16 protein-coding genes are annotated in these 18,410 nt (G+C 42.8%); 10 read left to right on the top strand and 6 right to left on the bottom strand.

Going from position 1 to position 18,410, the window contains the following annotated elements; all coding sequences use genetic code 11:
- Complete coding sequence (locus tag HJG39_RS10615) at positions 1–966, bottom strand: DUF58 domain-containing protein (protein ID WP_268409062.1); 966 nt, start codon at positions 964–966, stop codon at positions 1–3.
- A gap of 31 nt (positions 967–997) precedes the next feature.
- Positions 998–1,954, bottom strand: coding sequence for an AAA family ATPase (locus tag HJG39_RS10610; RefSeq protein ID WP_268409061.1), 957 nt, complete (start codon positions 1,952–1,954; stop codon positions 998–1,000).
- A 412-nt stretch (positions 1,955–2,366) separates the two neighbouring features.
- Here HJG39_RS10610 and fadI point away from each other — a divergent pair, with 412 nt between their 5' ends.
- From fadI to HJG39_RS10595, 3 genes are all read left to right on the top strand, one after another.
- Complete coding sequence (gene fadI / locus HJG39_RS10605; RefSeq protein WP_268409060.1) at positions 2,367–3,677, top strand: acetyl-CoA C-acyltransferase FadI; 1,311 nt, start codon at positions 2,367–2,369, stop codon at positions 3,675–3,677.
- Between the two features lie 23 nt (positions 3,678–3,700).
- Positions 3,701–5,830: a fatty acid oxidation complex subunit alpha FadJ gene (fadJ, locus tag HJG39_RS10600; protein WP_268409058.1), complete on the top strand. Its 2,130-nt coding sequence runs from the start codon at positions 3,701–3,703 to the stop codon at positions 5,828–5,830.
- Positions 5,831–5,962: 132 nt separating this feature from the next.
- Positions 5,963–6,430 (top strand): nuclear transport factor 2 family protein, encoded by a 468-nt coding sequence (locus tag HJG39_RS10595; protein WP_268409057.1) that lies wholly within the window; start codon positions 5,963–5,965, stop codon positions 6,428–6,430.
- Between the two features lie 68 nt (positions 6,431–6,498).
- Here the strand turns inward: HJG39_RS10595 and HJG39_RS10590 are convergent, their stop codons facing one another.
- Both HJG39_RS10590 and HJG39_RS10585 read right to left on the bottom strand, forming a co-directional pair.
- Positions 6,499–8,472 carry a putative bifunctional diguanylate cyclase/phosphodiesterase gene (locus tag HJG39_RS10590; protein ID WP_268409055.1) on the bottom strand — a complete coding sequence of 658 codons (1,974 nt, stop codon included), beginning with the start codon at positions 8,470–8,472 and terminating at the stop codon, positions 6,499–6,501.
- A 184-nt stretch (positions 8,473–8,656) separates the two neighbouring features.
- Positions 8,657–11,410 (bottom strand): insulinase family protein, encoded by a 2,754-nt coding sequence (locus HJG39_RS10585; RefSeq protein ID WP_268409053.1) that lies wholly within the window; start codon positions 11,408–11,410, stop codon positions 8,657–8,659.
- A 151-nt stretch (positions 11,411–11,561) separates the two neighbouring features.
- Between HJG39_RS10585 and sixA the strand changes: the two genes are divergently transcribed.
- Entirely contained in the window at positions 11,562–12,029 is a 468-nt protein-coding gene (sixA, locus tag HJG39_RS10580) for a phosphohistidine phosphatase SixA (protein WP_268409051.1), read from the top strand.
- A gap of 136 nt (positions 12,030–12,165) precedes the next feature.
- Positions 12,166–12,351, top strand: a complete 186-nt coding sequence (locus HJG39_RS10575) for a hypothetical protein (protein WP_268409049.1) — start codon at positions 12,166–12,168, stop codon at positions 12,349–12,351.
- 107 nt (positions 12,352–12,458) lie between these two features.
- Here the strand turns inward: HJG39_RS10575 and HJG39_RS10570 are convergent, their stop codons facing one another.
- Positions 12,459–13,745 (bottom strand): HlyC/CorC family transporter, encoded by a 1,287-nt coding sequence (locus HJG39_RS10570; protein ID WP_268409048.1) that lies wholly within the window; start codon positions 13,743–13,745, stop codon positions 12,459–12,461.
- 144 nt (positions 13,746–13,889) lie between these two features.
- Positions 13,890–14,681 carry a cytochrome C assembly family protein gene (locus HJG39_RS10565; RefSeq protein WP_268409047.1) on the bottom strand — a complete coding sequence of 264 codons (792 nt, stop codon included), beginning with the start codon at positions 14,679–14,681 and terminating at the stop codon, positions 13,890–13,892.
- Between the two features lie 210 nt (positions 14,682–14,891).
- Here HJG39_RS10565 and ffh point away from each other — a divergent pair, with 210 nt between their 5' ends.
- The 5 genes from ffh to rplS all read left to right on the top strand — a co-directional run bounded on the left by ffh (position 14,892) and on the right by rplS (position 18,370).
- Positions 14,892–16,277, top strand: a complete 1,386-nt coding sequence (ffh, locus tag HJG39_RS10560) for a signal recognition particle protein (protein WP_268409046.1) — start codon at positions 14,892–14,894, stop codon at positions 16,275–16,277.
- A gap of 141 nt (positions 16,278–16,418) precedes the next feature.
- Positions 16,419–16,667 carry a 30S ribosomal protein S16 gene (gene rpsP, locus HJG39_RS10555; protein WP_268409045.1) on the top strand — a complete coding sequence of 83 codons (249 nt, stop codon included), beginning with the start codon at positions 16,419–16,421 and terminating at the stop codon, positions 16,665–16,667.
- Positions 16,668–16,691: 24 nt separating this feature from the next.
- Positions 16,692–17,222, top strand: a complete 531-nt coding sequence (rimM, locus tag HJG39_RS10550) for a ribosome maturation factor RimM (RefSeq protein ID WP_268409044.1) — start codon at positions 16,692–16,694, stop codon at positions 17,220–17,222.
- A complete protein-coding gene (gene trmD / locus HJG39_RS10545) occupies positions 17,222–17,992 on the top strand; it encodes a tRNA (guanosine(37)-N1)-methyltransferase TrmD (RefSeq protein ID WP_268409043.1) in 771 nt (256 codons plus the stop codon). Before rimM ends, trmD begins: the two co-directional genes overlap by 1 nt.
- A gap of 18 nt (positions 17,993–18,010) precedes the next feature.
- Positions 18,011–18,370, top strand: a complete 360-nt coding sequence (rplS, locus tag HJG39_RS10540; RefSeq protein ID WP_268409042.1) for a 50S ribosomal protein L19 — start codon at positions 18,011–18,013, stop codon at positions 18,368–18,370.
- Positions 18,371–18,410 lie beyond the last annotated feature (40 nt).

Raw genomic sequence — 18,410 nt, 5'->3', positions numbered from 1 at the left:
TTAGCTCCTTAAACCGGCTGTCAGCTGTGTTTCAATGGGAGATGCTGCGCTCAAAGGAATATGTTTCGCCTGACACTTTTTCAAGCTTGTTGCGATAAATTCGCTCATTTGTTGGTGTGAAGCTTCATATTCTTGGGCAGTTTTGGCTTCGCCAAGCGTGATGGTTTGTGAGCGTGTGCCATCGGTTAACGATACATTTTGTGGCACGGATACTTGCGGTAATTGATGTTCAAAAGGGTCGGTAATTTGGTAAGCAATGATTTCACAATGCTTGGCAATACGAGAAATATGCTGCGATGCTTTCTCACTTAAATGTAGAAAATCGCTCAACATGAAAACCAAGCTGCCGGGACGAGCGAGACGCCTTAGTCGAGCACAGGCGTCACTGAAATTGTCTTGTCCGTAATCTGAGGTGCCATCTTCTAAGCTTTGTTGCAACCCTTGTCGGTGCAGATTTGTCATTCCACTCAATAAAGAAAGTACGGCTTTTTGGCGCGTTAAGGGTTTGAATTCTTTGTGTGCCAGTTCATTAAAAACTAAGCCACCGACGCGATCTCCACGCGCCGCCGCAGACCAAGCAATGAGTGATGCTAGGTGGGCGGCCTGCACTGATTTAAACATCAACTGTGTTCCGAAATACATGCTGGGAGAAAAGTCTGCCAAAATAAACACGGGGCGCTCTTTTTCTTCTCGGTATAATTTGGTGTGGGTTTTTCCGGTACGCGCAGTCACGCGCCAATCGATTGCTCGAATGTCGTCGCCGGGTTGATAGTGTCTGGCTTCATCAAACTCCATCCCACGGCCTTTGGTTTTTGTGACATAACTGCCAGCCAGTTTGGATTGAATCGTTTTACTCGGGGATAAGTTCATTAACCCCGTTTTTCCACGATATTGAATCAGCTCTTTAATGCTAACGTTGCAGCCATCCGCATAGTGAGACTGCAACCACTCTTGTGCTTCTTGCATGAGTATTTAAGACGCTCATTAAAGTGAAAATTTAAGGTACAGGAACCAGTTGTACAATACGGCTGAGAATGTTGTCCGCTGTCATGCCTTCGGCTTCTGCTTCATAAGAACATAAAACACGATGACGCATACAATTATGGAAAACAGCCTGAATATCGTCGGGCCCAACAAAATCTCTTCCTGCCAGCCAAGCGTGGGCTCGGGCGCATTTATCAAGTGCAATAGTTGCCCTTGGGCTAGCGCCGTATTCAATCCATTCTGCTAATTGGCTATCATATTTTTGTGGGAAACGGGTGGCAATAATCAACTCAACCAAGTATCGCTCTAAGCTTTCTGCTAAATGGATGTTAAGAATATCCTTACGAGCTTGAAAAATGCTGTCTTGAGTTAGCGGGGTGGGCTTTGCCACATGGTTGTTTAGTGCTTCGCCGCGCGTAAGGCGCAATATTTCCAGCTCAATATCTGCTTCAGGGTAATCAATTCTCAGATGCATTAGGAAACGGTCTAATTGCGCTTCCGGTAGCGGGTAAGTGCCTTCTTGTTCAATTGGATTTTGCGTTGCCATTACTAAGAAGAGTTCTGGCAATTTATAGGTTTTATTGCCCACGGTAATTTGCTGTTCGGCCATGGCTTCGAGCAGCGCAGATTGCACCTTCGCCGGAGCTCGGTTGATTTCGTCAGCAAGTATGAGGTTATGAAAAAGTGGGCCTTGTTGGAAGACAAACTGTCCGGTTTCTGGCCGATATATATCGGTTCCGGTGAGATCGGCTGGCAATAAATCCGGGGTGAATTGGATTCGGTGAAAGTCGCCTTCAAGGCCGTTGGCCAACGCATTGATAGCACGGGTTTTGGCCAAGCCAGGTGGCCCTTCAACCAGTAAATGACCATCCGCGAGTAGTGCGATAAGTATGTTCTTAGTGAACTCAGATTGCCCAATAATTTGAGTATCAAGGTATTGTTTTAGATGATTAAAAGCTTTTTCAGCCATACTGGATTCTTTTTCCCTTCAAGATGAGTCTTAACTAAATACGTGTTATCGACAGCCATACGGGATGGAAGTTCATCTCATATGCCCCCTTTGAATGCTGCACTTTAACACTTAACCAAAGCTTAATATAAGGTTCCCTTACATAATCAAAAGGAAAACTACCCCTTTTTAGTAAATTTACGTGTATTCTTTGAGCGTCTTTATTGATGTGTTTGAGTTAACCTTGGTCCATCCTCGGCGCGTCTTGTTTCGAATCGATGAAGCGAAAATACATGTATGCCGGGGTTAAAAGCACAAAAGACGAGTTTGTTTAATAAAGTCGCAGTGAATGTTAAACAGTTGTTTTAATTTTCATTGGTAATAGGTACAATCGCCATTTTGACAGGTCAGACCACTTTTTTGGAGGTAGATAATGGCAACTCAACAAAATCTGAAGACCCACTCCGGGGATCGCATTGCAATTGTTGCCGGTTTACGAACACCTTTTGCTAAGCTTGCTACATATTTTCATGGCGTGCCTGCCGTGGATTTGGGCAAAATGGTGGTCAATGAATTAATGGTTCGTAATGACTTGAATCCTAAAGAAGTGGATCAAGTGGTTTACGGACAAGTGGTGCAAATGCCGGAAGCACCAAACATTGCCCGTGAGATTGTTCTTGGTACGGGAATGAATATCCACACTGATGCGTACAGCGTGTCTCGAGCTTGTGCAACAAGCTTCCAATCTACCGTTAATATTCTTGAATCTATGATGGCTGGCACTATTGATGTTGGTATTGCTGGCGGTGCAGACTCCGCATCCGTTTCACCCATTGGTGTAAGCAAAAAGCTCGGACGAGCCCTTGTTGATTTACAAAAAGCAAAAACGTTAGGTCAACGCTGGGGCGTCGTTAAAAAGCTTGGCTTCAAAGACTTACTTCCGGTTCCACCTGCGGTTGCAGAATATTCAACCGGATTGTCGATGGGGCAAACGGCTGAACAAATGGCAAAAACCCATGGTATTTCTAGAGCAGATCAGGATGAACTGGCACATCGTTCGCACTCCCGTGCCGCAGCCAGTTGGAACGAAGGTAAGCTAGCAAACGAAGTCATGACTGCTTACGCAGAACCATTCAAAGGGGCGTTATCAAAAGATAACAACGTTCGCTTTGATTCAAAACTCGAAAGTTATTCTAAACTTCGCCCTGTATTCGACAAGAAGCATGGCTCGGTGACTGCGGCTAATGCCACGCCACTCACTGATGGGGCATCAGCCGTATTAATGATGACAGAAAGCAAAGCAAAAGCGCTGGGTTATAAGCCATTAGGCTACATTAAGAGTTATGCGTTTGCGGCGATTGATGTGTGGGAAGATATGCTTATGGGGCCGTCCTACGCGACACCAATGGCGCTCGACCGAGCAGGTATGACGTTAAACGATTTAACGCTCATCGAAATGCATGAGGCTTTTGCCGCACAAACCTTATCGAATGTGAAAATGTTTGCTAGCGATAAGTTCGCACAAGAGAAACTAGGTCGTTCGAAAGCAACGGGCGAAATCGATATGGATAAATTCAACGTGATGGGCAGTTCGCTTGCTTATGGTCATCCGTTTGCTGCAACAGGTACACGTATGATCACTCAAATGTTGAACGAGTTAAACCGCCGAGGTGGTGGTGCAGGTTTGCTAACAGCTTGTGCAGCGGGTGGTTTGGCTGCATCTATGATCGTAGAAACTGAATAACGAAATTCTCAGGAAAAGTGGTTATGACAGAGACTAATCAAAGCGCATTCACGCTGATTAAAGGTGATGACGGAATCGCCACGTTATTAATGGATGTCCCTGGGGAATCCATGAACACGCTGAAAGCAGAATTCGGCGATGAAATTTCTGCGATGTTAGATGACATCGAAGCAGATAAAAGTATTAAGGGCGTTGTGCTTGCTAGTGGCAAGAAAGGCTCTTTTGTTGCGGGTGCTGACATTACGATGTTAGCAGCCTGTAAAACCGCAGAAGAAGCCGAAGTGCTCTCTAAAGGCGGTCAAGCGGTATTCGACCGTATTCAAAATATGCGTACCACGTTTGTTGCGGCAATTGATGGACCAGCGCTAGGTGGTGGTTTGGAATTGGCACTCGCGTGTCATTATCGAGTTTGTTCAGAATCATCTAAAACCGTAGTGGGTTTGCCTGAAGTCCAGCTTGGCCTATTACCGGGTAGTGGTGGTACACAACGTTTACCAGAACTGATTGGTATTCAGCAGGCTATGCAACTGATTCTAACGGGTAAACAAGTTCGAGCTAAACAGGCGAAGAAGCTTGGTATTGTGGATGATGTTGTACCGCCTAGCATCTTGCTTGATGTGGCAAAAGAATTTGCTGCTAAAAGCAAGCCTCACCGCAGTGGGCCTAAGCTAAACTTGCTTGGTAAAGTGTTAGAGCAAACGTCATTTGGACGTAATTTCTTGTTTAAACAAGCAAGAAAGCAAACTAATGCGAAAACACGCGGTAATTACCCGGCACCTAATATGATTTTAGATGTGTTAGAAGCAAGTGAAGGGAAAGCTTGCAAGCGCGGTTATCAGCTTGAAGCTGAGTTATTCGGTAAGCTGGTAATGACACCAGAGTCAGAGCAGCTTCGTCATATTTTCTTTGCAACAACGGAAATGAAGAAAGAAACCGGCGTTGAAGGTGTTGATCCAGCTAAAATCAACAAAGTTGGTGTATTAGGTGGTGGCTTAATGGGCGGTGGTATTGCGTTTGTGAGCGCCGTTAAAGCTGGTACTCCTGCGCGTATTAAGGATGTGCGCCCAGAAGGTATCGCCAATGCAATGAAATACAGCTACGACTTGCTGAATAAAAAAGTTAAACGCCGTCATATGAAGAAGAGCGAAATGCAAAAGCAGCTCGCGCTTTTAACTGGCACGCTAGATTATTCAGGCTACAAAGATGTGGACATGGTGATTGAAGCGGTTTTTGAAGATCTCGATTTGAAGCAAAAGATGGTTGCTGATATTGAAGAAAACTGTAATGAATCTACCATTTTTGCAACCAACACTTCTTCTATTCCAATTCATAAAATTGCAGCTAAGGCCGCGAGACCTGAAAATGTGATTGGTTTACATTACTTTTCACCAGTTGACAAAATGCCACTGGCAGAAGTGATTGTGCATGAAAAAACCTCGGATGAAACCATTTCTACCACGGTGGAATATGCGCGTCGTCAGGGTAAAACGCCAATTGTGGTTCAAGATGGTGCCGGTTTCTACGTTAATCGTATTCTTGCTCCTTATATGAACGAAGCGGCAAACATATTGCTTTCAGGCGAGCCGGTTAAACATGTTGATGCCGCTTTGTTAGATTTCGGTTTCCCTGTTGGTCCAATGAAATTATTGGACGAAGTGGGCATTGATGTAGGTTCAAAGATTTCGCCGATTCTACAGGCCGACTTAGGGGATAGATTCAAAGCGCCTGATGCTTTCGATAAACTTTTAGCTGATGATCGTAAAGGCAAGAAAAATAAACGCGGTATTTACCTATATTCAGGCAAAAAGCCGGGTAAAGAAGTAGATGAAAGCGTATATGAATTGCTGGGCATAAAGGTGAATAAAACCCTTTCAAGAGAGCAAATTGCCGAGCGCTGTGCTTTATTAATGCTAAACGAAGCTGCCATGTGTTTGGATGAAGGTTTAATTCGTTCAGCACGTGATGGTGATATTGGTGCTATCTTCGGTATCGGTTTCCCTCCATTCCTTGGCGGTCCGTTCCATTATATGGATACCTTAGGTATCAAACATGTGGTTGCGCGCCTTGAGCATTATCAAGGTCAGTTTGGCGACCGTTTTGCACCAGCAGAATCGCTTAAGCGAATGGCAGAAGAAGGTAAGACTTTCTACTAACATCGTTATTAACGATATTGGTTGAATAACAAGAAACCCAGTTTTGTACTGGGTTTTTTTATGTTCGTCGTTTGCTTCTAAGTCCCGGCGTTTTATAGTGGCAGGAAAGTGGTAACAAAATAGGAAATAGTCATGTTGAGAAAAGGTGTGTTGGGTTTAATGTTAATGGCTAGCTCGTGTGCATACGCCAACGATAAAAGCGAATTAAAGCAACTGCTCGACGACTTTCTAGCAAATACAATTCAAGACGATTTGAAGAATCATCAACAGTTCTGGGCAAACGATTTGATTTATACCAGTTCTGCGGGTAAGCGGTTTGGTAAATCATCCATTATTAATGGCATAAAAGCAGAGCAAGCAGCCAAAAAGGAACATGAAAAGTCGGATTCAGAACCCTCTTATTGGGCTGAAGATACAGACATTCGCTTATATGGTACAACCGCAATTGTTGCCTTTAAACTCGGTGCAGAATGGGTAGAAGACGATGTTGAATTACAGCAGTTTTACTACAACACCGGGACATTTTTAAAGCGTAATGGCAAATGGCAAGTGGTTGCTTGGCAAGCCACGAAAATCCCGGAGTCATTGTCTGAAAACTAAGTGTCTATAGTCGTGTGTTTGTTGCTTTAACGCATACCATGTTGTAATTGTAGAAGGCGTACTCTCGCTCATATGTCTTGTATATTTGAGCGGGTACGAGACAAATTCTCTGCTTTTAGCAACTTCTCAAATTTATCGGACGAAAGTGGTTTACTGAATAAGTAACCTTGAAGCATCTCACAGCCAAATTCACTTAACACCATCAGTTGAGACTCAGTTTCGACGCCTTCAGCCACAACCTCTAAACCAAGGTTGTGAGCAATGTTAATGATGGCTTCAACCATGTTTTTATCGGTACTGTTTTTATCAATATCATCAATAAAGGCTTTGTCTATTTTTAGCGTTGTAATCGGGAAGCGCTTTAAATAGGCTAAAGATGAATACCCGGTCCCAAAGTCATCTAGCGCTAATTGCACGCCTTGAGATCTGAGAGCGAGCATCACGTTTAAAGCATCATCTGGGCTATCAATAAGTGTGCCTTCGGTGATTTCACATTCAAGGTGTTTAGGAGAGAGTCCTGAGCTTTTTAAGATGCGCTTTACTTGCAGAGCAAAATCATCTTCTTTAAATTGCAGCGCAGCAATATTAATGGCAACTTTGCCCGACATTAATCCAGCATTTACCCAACGTGCTGTATCAGAACAGGCCATTTGCAAAACACGCTCGCCAATTTCCAGAATTTGCCCGGTTTCTTCCGCCATTGGAATGAAGTCCTTCGGGCTGATAAGTCCCTGTTTAGGATGTTCGAAACGGACCAATGCCTCCATGCCACAAAGCTGACCCGTCTTCACACTTACCTTAGGTTGATACATCACTTTGAATAAATCTTTTTGTAAGCCAAAGCGGATCAAATTCTCTGTTTTAAGTTGCTTTACTGCTTCTTGATTAAGTTCGGTTTGGAAAAACTGACAGCGGTTCCCTCCCAAACTTTTAGCAAAATACATAGCGGTATCTGCGTTTTTAAAGATTTCTTGTGGGTTTTTACCATCATTCGGATAGAAGGCTAAACCCAGACTCGCTTTTACGACAAATTCCTGCCCAAGAATGCGATAGGGATTAGCAAGCTTATCTAATAATAGTTGTGAGAATTTGGTTAAGCGGTGTACATCCGGCGTGCCTTCGATAATGATGGCAAATTCATCTCCGCCTAAACGAAACGCGACCATGTTCTTCCTTACTAGACTTTCTACACGCGTCGCTACTTGGCGCAATAACTGATCACCTACCGAATGACCAATGGTGTCGTTAATTTTCTTAAAGTTGTCTAAGTCAAGGCACAGTAAGGCGTAAGGCTTTGCGTTTTTAATCTGGTATTCCTGATAAGTGTGGAAGTACGTTCTGTTAGGTAATTGGGTGAGAGGGTCAACATTGGCGAGTTTTATCAGTTCTTGTTCTGCTTGTTTACGCTCGGTGATATCAGAAAAAACGCCAACATAATGGCTGACTTCGTCTTGTTCGCTCAAAATGGCGTCAATTCGCATGGTAACAGTGGAATGAATGCCATTACCTGCAACCGTTTCAAACTCTCCCTTCCAGTGATGTTTCTGCCTAAGGCTGCTTTTCACCTTTTGTTCAAACTGCTTCGAATATTGATTAAATTGCAACGGAGTACGCAAAGCTTGTTCCTTTGTTTCTCCTGTGAATCTCAGATAAGCCCGATTCACATAAACAATTCGATAGTGAGCATCGGCGATAAAAACGCCATCGGAAGTATTATTTATGGCCTTAATGAGCAAATGTGAGTTCTCGCCGCCGTTGTAGGTTTGAGGTTGAACCTTCTGATACTGCGGTTTAGCTGCCGGTTGCTCTATATCAATAGCGTTTTGTTGGCGGATTTGTTGCCACTTTCGGATAGTGATGAAACTAATCAAGCCACAAGAGAGCCAAAAATAGGGGTTAGATACGTCTGTGACAATGTCTGTGGTGGCGCTTTCCTGTGCATTGGCATTTCCTAAGCATAGAAAAAGGCTGCCTAAACTTAGTTGAGACAATTGTTTTAAAAGGGAGTAACTAACGGAGAGGATGCGAATTAAACTGGGCACTTTTTTGTTCTTTATTGACTCATGAAACAGCACTCGGCCAATGAAAAGTGAGTATATCAGATACTAGCTCACCGAAACAAACAATCCAGTTGAATGATGATTTTATTTGGTGTTTCTATTGCCTTACAGGCGTCAGAATCCTTTGCGTGCTTAATTATTGCGCATCTTATTGTTGTTGTGATTTTTAAATGTATTGCTTTGCCAGTGCACGAAACTGTGTAACATCAATATAGTTAATGTCTTCAGATGTAAGAGGCATTTTTTTATCGTTCAAGGTGATTAAGCTAAGCTTTCCTTCTTTGGTATTCATTAAATCAGATAGATAGTCAGCTATATCAAGTGGAGAAATTCCCATGAGCGCTGTTTTGATTTGTTCGAATTCGCTGAAGTTTTGGTTTTCGTTGTCTAGTGCTGCCCATAATCGTTGACATTTTATCGATAGATTTTGATCGTTTGCTCCTAGTTGCTTCTGTAGCGCTTGTTTTGTTCGTTCCCAAGCGTCCGAGCTCATTTGGCGTATGTTGTCGGGTATTTGATGTAAAAACGCTTCGGTATCTTTATGCAATTCGAGTGCAGATGTCACAGGAGATTGGATGTAAAGCGCAATGCCGGGAGCTTTCATGAAGGGAAGGTAGCCACACCCTAGTTGATAGCCATATTGTTTCTCGTAGCGCATTAATTGAAAATAATCGGGTGCCAGAAGGTGCTCAATAGCAATGCAAATGGCCTTGTCTCGCAATGTGTTTGCTTTGCCTTGTAAGTAATATACCAATGCCGATTCTGGTTGTTGGCAATCAATCGCAACAATATTTTGTTGTAATGCAGAAAGACGCAATACTCTATTTTCATAGTTTTCTGCGTTGGCCGCATTAAATGTTCTGCGCAAATAGGTGTCCATTTCTTGGGCGACTGACTCTGTCCAATTCCCGTAAGCTAAAGCCTGCCAGTAGCTCTTGGTAAGGGTTTTAGGAACCGCTTGAATTTCCTCTAGTTGAGTTTTTTCAATTACTTGAGCGAGCTCTTCAGGTAGAAAGCTGTGCTCATGTATCAAGTTATTTAATGTCGCGAATAAACGATTGATTGGTTTATTCAATAAACTATTACTTAACGCCGTTAAACGTTGCTTTTTAGCTTGCTCAAAGTAGGGGACCACGATGTTTGGGTCGAGTAATAATGTCAGTACTTTTTGGCTAACATCTGCATGGAATTGGGAAAAACCTGCCACATGTAAGGTGACGCCTCGTTTATGCGGATAAACATGGGAATAAATGCCAGCTACTGATGCCGCATAAAAGTTATCATTGATAAAGGCTTGGGCTGCTGAAGTCCAAATGCGAGTGTGAGCAGATGCTTCAACTGAATCGTTTAGTGCGCCACAACCTAAAGAGAGAAAAAGCTCATTTTTAGGCTGAGAGAACTCAGGGTCCTGACCAAACCAGAACTCTCCATTATCTTTTATGGATAATGCCTGAGGTAAGTGGAATTTTGCCTGTACTGGATAAACAGTTAAATCCGAAGTCATATAGGGGTTGGCATCGGGAAGGGCTAATTCATCGTTGGCTGGTGGATCTGACAGTTTTTGCAGTAATTCTTTGGGGAGCGTATCAATGGCGTAATCAACGTGGTACCACAAACTTTGTGTATCGGTTTTTGCTTGAGGATGAATAAGTTTCACACGCATGTTATCAGGACGAAAATAACTCAACATGGTTTGAGCTGAGCTTTTATCAAAAGCGGTGACGATATACTCCCCGTAGGCAATCATTGTTTTAGGATAGTAATGCATTTGTGTTGCCAAATAGGTAGCAAGCTTGCCTATTTTGGGGAACTCTTGATAATCAAAAGCGAGTTGATTTAGCTGTTTCATTTCCTCGAAGCGCCAATTAGGGAAGTCCTCTTCTTTAATTAAACGCAGGTAATCAAAGATGCTTTCAAGGATATCATCGATATGATTTAGCCCATTCTCGGTGAGTTGGAGGTTAATTGTATAGTCTTTGAAATTACTGCCTTGAATACCACCTCCAGCACTTAGATGAGTCACCCATTGATTATGTTGAAGCCAACAAAGCAAGCTGCCGCGAGTTTCATCACCCAGCATGGCACTAATCAGTGCTTCTGGCTTAGACTCATACCAATGATGAATGTCAGGTAGGGAAAATGAAACCATCAGGGCTCGCATATTTTTTATTGGTTTAATATGCAAAAACGTTCCAAGCTGCTCCGGCAAATATAATGGTTCCGTGGGAGCTTCTAAAGTTGCGCCATTAGGAGCAAGGTCGTCGTAAAAAGGGATGATGTGTTCTTGTACTTGGTCGAGATCCAAATTCGATATCAGGCACAAACACATATTTTTTGCGTGATAATATTGTTGGTGAAACGTTTTCAGTTTTTCACGCAATGTTGAAATTGAAACGCTTTGATAACAATCTCGATTGCCTGTACTAAAGTGATGATAGGGATGAGCAGGATTGCAGGTTTCTTTATCGACTTGCTGAATACGGCGTTGGTCTTCATGACGTTTGGACTGAAATTCAGCATCAATTGCCGTGATTTCTTTTTCAATACTCGCTTCTGGAAAAAGTGGTGTGGTTAGCATAGAGGCGAGCATATGATTGCAAAGGGCAAAATCTCGAGTCTGACAATCAATATTAAACCCAGACATTTCTGCGGTAGTCCATGCATTGATTTGACCACCGTTTGATTCAATATAATGGTTAATTTGGTTTTCTTCGGGATAAGCCTTGCAACCAGAGAACAAACAGTGTTCCAATAAATGGGCAAGCCCTGGGCAATCAGACGGTTCTTGAAAATGTCCAGCTGATATAGTGAGTGAAATTGCACTGCTCGTTGCTTTTGAATCATGGACGAGCAAAACCCTTAGACCACCTAGGTTTTCTGTCATACGGTATTGTCTGTGGTCAAATTTTGCTGTGATCAAGTAGAAGCCTTTTGTTGTTTTATTGGTATGCTCTTAATTAAGCATACACATAATGCTGATTAATGAGTGAATTTTTTTGGTTTAGTCAGGTTAATTGAAGCTGCCCGTTTTTATACGGTATTGAGTGGACCTAATTTCAAGCGAAATACAAATGCGGTTATTCATAATGAGGCATGGTGAGGCCGAGCCTTACAACACGAGCGACGAGGCTCGTAACTTAACAATTTATGGGCGTTCTCAAGCGCAGCAAGCTGGTATTTGGCTAAAGCAAGAATACGATCAGATTGATATGGCCTTAGTTAGCCCTTTTGTGAGGGCGAAGCAAACCTTGGAGTCTATTCAACAATTTGTTGATGTGGGGCGTGTTGAAATTAATACGGACATTACCCCATGTGGCAATCCTTCCCTTGTTCATGACTATGTTGATGTACTGTTAAATGAACATTCTGATGTGAAATCGTTATTGTTAGTAGCACATATGCCAATTGTAAGCTTTTTGTTAGATGAGTTTTGTAAGTCTAATCAAGCCGCTTTATTTGGCACTGCATCAATATTTAGTGTCGATTATGATGTTTCTATTAGTCGTGGAATGCCCGGTTCAATATTTTTTCCTGATTAAAGCTCACTGTTTATTTAAATTGGCCCAGTGCTCTGGATATGAATTTTAGCGAACTTACTGCTAATCTTTAATGTTAGATAAAAAAGCGTTCACTTTTTCTGATTTGGTCCGATAAAGTAATCGGGAGGACTTCAGTATGTCGAGTCATAGTTTGATAGCAAACCTGCAAAAGGTGCTAGAGAATCATGTTGCTCAGTCTGATATTGAGGACGACGAGGAGTTACGTGGGATCATGTCACGGCTGTCGCAACTGAATGAATCCGTGGAACGTGTTAAGGGTAAAATCTTAGCTTCACGGCAGGAAAAGGAATCCGATGACTAAGCGAAATGGTACAAAGTGAGTTAGATTGTTCCATTTCGCTTTTCCTTTGCTGCTGTTCTACTTTGTTGCGAGCCTCAGTGATAGTGCTGGTTATAAGGTGTCGCTACTTACTCTTCCTTTTTCTTTTCTTCCTTGTACAAATCAGGCAATACCCTTACCGTTTTAACGATATTGTCGTTCATGTCGACGATTTCTATTGGATAACCCGCTAAGCGAAGGCTAATCTGCTCGTGAGGAATATCCTCTAGGTATTCAACGATTAATCCATTGAGTGTTTTAGGGCCTTCTGTTGGGAAGTGCCAACCCATTTCTTTATTCAATTCACGGATGTTAGCGGTGCCATCAACTAAATAACTGCCATCTTGCTGAGCAATAATATCTTGGCTCAATTCCTCAGGAATATTCGTCGTAAAGTCACCAACAATTTCTTCCAGAATGTCTTCTAGGGTGACTAGTCCTTGAATATCACCGTACTCATCAACGACCAAACCGATGCGTTGTTTGGCTCGTTGGAAATTAAACATAAGCGTGTGCAGGTTGGCTTTTTCTGGGGTGAACATGATCTCTTTCACTGCGCGAAGTAAGGTTGCTTTAGTGAACTGATCTTTTGACAGCATACGTAATGCGTCACGGACATGAATAAAACCAACGGCGTCATCAATAGAATCTCGATAAACGAGTACACGGGTATGTTGAGAGTGGGTTAATTGTCTTTGAATATCTTTCCATTCATCGTTGATGTCTATGCCGATGATTTCATTGCGAGGCACCATGATGTCTTCAGCGGTGACTTTTTCTAAGTCTAAAATACCGACGAGCATGTCTTGGTGCTTTTTAGGAATAGTGACGCCTGATTCATGGACAACGGTACGTAACTCTTCTTTACTTAAGCTTTGAGCATCAGCATCGTTAGGATTTATTCTAAAGAGTTTCAGCAAATTATTGGTGATGTAGTTCACCGCAACTACTGCTGGGAAAAACACCTTCATTAGCGGATGCAAAATAAACGAGCTAGGAAAGGCAATTTTTTCTGGATAAAGTGCGGCGATTGTTTTGGGTGTTACCTCAGCGAATACCAATAAAACTAACGTTAATCCTGCTGTGGCAATTGCAATACCTAAATCGCCGAAGTAACGCATACCAATTATCGTCGCTATCGACGAAGCCAGCACGTTGACTGCATTGTTGCCTATCAGGATTAACCCGATTAAACGATCAGGCCTTTTAAGTAATTGTTGTACCCGCTTGGCACTTTTAACACCTTCCTTTTCTAAGTGCTTTAATCGATAACGGTTGATCGACATGATCCCCGTTTCGGAGCTTGAAAAGTAGGCTGACAATAGAATTAATAAGATTAGAAGCGCGAACAAAGCGCCTGTGGAAAAGTCTTCCAACTACGAGTTCCTTTATGGTAAAAACACTAGCAAATTTATGTGCTATTCAAAGTTGCTTCAAGGGTAGATAAGTATTTTTTTCTACAATGTTTACAACATGTTGATTTAAAAGAAAAAGTTAAAGGTTAAAATTTAACTAACTGCTTATAGAATAATCTCTTTAACAATTCTGCTGCCAAAATATGCCAGAGTTAATAATATTGCCCCAATAAAGGTGGCACTAACCATGCCATTGCCGCGCCAGCCTAAGTATTTATGCCCAATCCAAACGCCGCTAAAAATAATAAATGAAATAAGTGACAGAATGGTTTTATGAACTTGCTTCTGCGCGAACATATCATCTAGAAATATAAAGCCACTCGCAAGCGATAAAAACAGCAAACTAATGCCAATTAATAGAATTCTAAATAGCGTCTTTTCCACGCGCATTAAAGGAGGTAATGATGAGTGAAGAATCGACGCTCTAATGTGCTTCAAGCGATAATTAATATAACTGTATTGGATGGTATAAAGAACGGAAATCATCAAAGTACCATAAGCAAACAACGCTAAACTAATATGAATGAGTAGACTCGGGTGCAGTTCGATATGAATGAGGTACATTGCTGGAATAATCGCATTCATTGCTAAAACAAGTGCTGCAAAGCTATATACCATTGGCATTAAAAAGACCGGCGTGAGGCCAAAAGAGGCCGCAGTAATGGTTGCTGCCATTATCCACGCGACAATGGATGCAACATTCGTAATGCTGAGATTTTGCCCTGCTTGAATAATGACATCGTGAAATAATGTTGCGCCGTGTAACAGCAAAGCTAATATCGCGGTAATGCGAGAGTGAGGAACATTGGGGCCGTCTTGGTGAAATAGGCGGGAAGAAATCAGCCCTGTCGCGAGTGCATAAAGTAGGATACTTATAATTGTAATCAGGAGAAACACGATAGCTCTTTGTCCAGTGTCCAGCGGAATTACCCGAGTATATCTCTTTGTTTTGCAAGGGACCAGAGGAGAGGTTAGTTTTCCCTCAACTTAAAACATACTTACGAATGCGATAAAGACCGTTTTAATCTAGGTTTAGCGGTATTATACTCTGCGCAATTTTTTGGAAAGCGTTTAGCAAGGCGCACAAGATACTAAAAGGTGTATCTAATGTTTGAAAATTTATCAGAACGCTTAAGTCAAACACTTAAGAACGTTACCGGTCGCGGTCGTCTTACAGAAGACAACATTAAAGATACGATGCGCGAAGTGCGTATGGCATTACTTGAAGCCGACGTCGCTTTACCTGTTGTAAAAGATGTGGTGGCTGCGATTAAAGAGCAGGCGCTAGGTCAAGAAGTCACCAAAAGCCTGAATCCGGGGCAGGTCTTCATCAAAATAGTTCAAGCTGAGCTTGAAAAAATCATGGGTGAAGTGAATGAGAAGCTTAATTTAGCAACTCAACCGCCAGCCGTTGTTTTAATGGCGGGTTTGCAAGGTGCTGGTAAAACAACCAGTGTCGCTAAACTTGCTAAATACTTGCAGGAAAGAGAAAAGAAAAAGGTGCTGTTGGTTAGTGCTGATGTATATCGGCCCGCAGCCATTAAGCAGCTAGAAACTCTCGCTAATGAAGTCGGTGCAAGCTTTTTCCCTTCTTCAACGGATCAAAAGCCGGTTGATATTGCTAACGCGGCTATCGAACACGGACGTAAACAATTTTACGATGTGGTAATGGTGGATACGGCTGGCCGTCTTGCTATTGATGAAGATATGATGGCTGAAATTCAGCAGGTCCACGCCGCAATTAACCCCGCTGAAACGTTATTTGTTGTTGATGCTATGACGGGGCAGGATGCCGCGAAAACCGCTCAGGCGTTTAACGAAGCATTGCCACTCACCGGGGTAATCCTAACGAAAACGGATGGTGATGCGCGCGGCGGCGCGGCGCTATCTGTACGTCATATTACTGGCAAACCGATTAAATTCTTAGGTGTTGGTGAGAAAACCGATGCACTAGAGCCTTTCCATCCCGATCGAGTAGCTTCTCGTATTTTAGGTATGGGTGATGTACTTAGCTTAATTGAAGAAGTTGAGCGTAAAGTTGATAAGACCAAAGCACAGAAACTCGCTCAAAAAGTGAAAAAAGGCAAGGGCTTTGATCTGCAAGATTTTAAAGAGCAACTTGAGCAAATGCGTAACATGGGCGGCATGATGGGAATGCTTGATAAGCTTCCAGGCATGGGTTCAATGACGGATAAAATCAAAGATCAAGCCAATGAAAAGTCGTTCAACCAAATGGAAGCCATCATTAATTCAATGACGCCAGCAGAACGTGAACGACCCGATATGATTAAAGGATCACGTAAAAAACGCATCGCTACTGGTTCGGGGACTCAGATTCAAGATGTGAATCGTTTATTGAAGCAATTTACCCAAATGCAAAAGATGATGAAGAAGATGTCTGGCGGTGGTGCCAAGAAGATGATGCGTCAAATGCAAAATATGGCACCGGGCGGAGGATTACCCGGTGGCCTTGGCGGTATGTTCCGTAAATAAAGCTGCTTGCATTTCTTTATAAAATACGTACAATTTCGCGGCCTTTCTGAGCGCCTGTCGTTTGGGAAGGCTAGGTTAACATTAGCGTTAATGGGAACGTATCTGACTTTCGAACTCACTAACAGCTAAATTGAGGCAATTATGGTAACTATTCGTTTACAACGTGGTGGCGCGAAAAAGCGTCCATTTTATCAAGTGGTTGTGACAGACAGTCGCAGTCCTCGTGATGGTCGATTCATTGAAAATATCGGCTTTTTTAACCCTACAGCACGCGGTCAAGAAGAAAGAATTCGTCTAGATCTAGAACGTGTTGAGCACTGGGTTAGTCACGGTGCTGGTATGTCTGATCGCGTTAAGCGCTTGGTAAAAGACATTCAAAAAGCAGCGTAAGTTGTTCAAGTAGGAAAGTAGGCCGTGACGAATTCTGAAAACACCCTAGTGGTCGGTAAAATTGGCGCTCCGCATGGGGTTAAAGGATGGGTTCGCATTACTTCTTACACAGAAAAATCGGACGGAATTTTCGATTTCTCGCCTTGGAAGTTAACACTTCAAGGTACGGTAAAGGAATACAAAGTCATTGATTGGAAACATCAAAATAAGCATTTGCTTGCCAGAATAGAAGGCGTTGATACCCGAGATGACGCAGAGTTAATCAAAAACGCGGAGATTCGTGTTGATGAGGCTTTGTTGCCAGAATTGGATAAAGATGAATTCTACTGGCGCGACTTAATTGGGTTGAGCGTTGTCTCCGACAAAGGCTATAACTTGGGTAAAGTTGAGCAAATGTTTGAAACCGGCGCTAACGATGTCATGTTAGTGAAGGCAAACGTAAAAGATGCTTTCGGCATGAAACAGCGCATGATTCCTTACTTGTTTGATCAAGTCGTTAAGCAAGTTGATTTGGAATCTGCAGTCATCACTGTTGATTGGGATCCCAGTTTTTAATGACATCCTCTTATTGGTTCGGGTTGGTAACGCTTTTTCCAGAGATGTTTACCGCGTTTACTGAACAAGGGGTATCTGGGAGAGCGGTCCAGAAGGGTTTGATTGACGTAGAATGCTTTAATCCAAGAGATTTTACGCACGACAAGCACCGAACAGTGGACGACCGACCTTACGGCGGTGGTCCGGGCATGTTGATGATGGTACAGCCATTAAGTGATGCAATTGATGCTGCTAAAACTGCATCAAATCATCGGGCAAAGGTTGTGTATATGTCGCCGCAGGGGCAACCCTTAACGCAGCAAATTGCACAAGATTTGGCGAATGAAAACGCATTGATTTTGGTGGCTGGGCGTTATGAAGGTATTGATGAAAGAGTGATACAAAGCCACGTTGACATGGAAATCTCAGTAGGAGATTACGTATTAAGTGGTGGTGAGCTTCCTGCGATGGTGCTAATGGACGCAGTTTCTCGATTAGTGCCCGGTGTGTTAGGTCATGCCGATTCAGCAGTAGAAGATTCATTTAATAATGGGTTATTAGATTGTCCCCATTATACTCGGCCGGAAATCCTGAACGGTGAACCCGTTCCAAAAGTGTTGCTAAGTGGCAACCATGAAAAGATTAGGCAGTGGCGGCTACAACAGTCTCTTGGGAGAACGTGGTTGAGGCGCCCTGAATTATTAAATTTTCTAGCTCTGACTGAGGAGCAAAAGCGCTTGTTAGAAGCTTTTAAACAAACGCATTTGCAGCAAAATAAACATGACAGTTAACTAGTAATCGAGGTTAAGATGAGCAAAGTTAATCAAGATATCATCAAGCGTATCGAGCAAGATCAGTTGAAAACTGACGTGCCTGCGTTTGGTCCTGGTGACACAGTTGTCGTTCAAGTACGCGTAAAAGAAGGCGAAAAAGAACGTCTACAGGCATATGAAGGCGTAGTAATTGCGAAGAAAAATCGTGGTCTACACTCTGCATTCACTGTTCGCAAAATGTCTAGCGGTGAAGGCGTAGAGCGTGTATTCCAAACGCACAGTAAATCTGTTGCTTCAATTGACGTGAAGCGTCGTGGTGACGTACGTCGCGCTAAGTTGTACTACTTGCGTGGTCGTACAGGTAAGTCTGCTCGTATCAAAGAGAAGTTGGGTTAATAAACCCCATCCCATTGCTAATGTTAACACCTCCAAAAAG

This window comes from Alteromonas sp. a30, assembly GCF_026788005.1.
In the GTDB taxonomy this organism is placed as follows: domain Bacteria; phylum Pseudomonadota; class Gammaproteobacteria; order Enterobacterales; family Alteromonadaceae; genus Paraneptunicella.
The sequence above is the reverse complement of the archived record's forward strand: the minus strand, read 5'-3'. Positions and strand labels throughout refer to the sequence as shown.